The organism is Chryseosolibacter histidinae, assembly GCF_018598225.1.
Taxonomy (GTDB): domain Bacteria; phylum Bacteroidota; class Bacteroidia; order Cytophagales; family Cyclobacteriaceae; genus Chryseosolibacter; species Chryseosolibacter histidini.
Genome location: NZ_JAHESF010000098.1, coordinates 1 through 674, shown reverse-complemented (window position 1 = coordinate 674; position 674 = coordinate 1). Strand labels below are relative to the sequence as shown.

The 674-nt window shown below is 53.4% G+C and carries 1 protein-coding gene; it reads right to left on the bottom strand.

Annotated features, from left to right (window positions below; translation table 11 throughout):
* The coding region (locus tag KK083_RS32335) for an immunoglobulin domain-containing protein (protein ID WP_254170300.1) at positions 1-674 on the bottom strand (674 nt) is incomplete at both ends.

Below are 674 nucleotides of genomic sequence, written 5' to 3'. Positions count from 1 at the left end.
CCTGTAGCCGTGATGGTAGCAAATACATTGAAGGTCGTGTTCGCCGTCAAATTGCCTGTCGGGAGATTGATCAGTCCACCTGTGCCTGCTACCGGGGAGCCGATCGCTATGTCACCAGCATCATTACGGAGCTGGTAAGTAACGCCAGCCTGGCTTCCCGCGATCTGAATATTGGTCGAGGCGCCGTAACAAATCGCCGATGCTGCTGTGGTTACAGCAAGACCCGTCGGAAGGGGATTAACCGCAAGCGTGGCTGCGTTGCTCGTCACAGGACAGTTCGGTGTCGCGCTCGTCTCCGTCACCACTACATCAAAATTCCCTGCAACGCCTGCTACACTGCTAATCGTCAGCGTTGATGTGTTCACGCCGCTGTAAACTCCTGCATTGGTCAGGTTTACTCCGTTCCGTCTCCACTGATAGGTAAGCGTGGTGCCGGTAGCTGCAACCGTAAACGTCGTTCCGTTATCTGCACATTGCGTTACACTTACAGGATGGGTCGTAATCGAAGGAATAGCGTTGACCGTCACACCAATCGTGTTGTTCATCTCCGTATCACAACCTGTAGCTGTGAGGGTCGCAAAAACATTAAAAGTCGTGTTTGCTGTCAGGTTGCCTGTCGGAAGATTGATCAATCCACCTGTGCCTGCTACCGGAGAGCCGATCGCTATCGCACC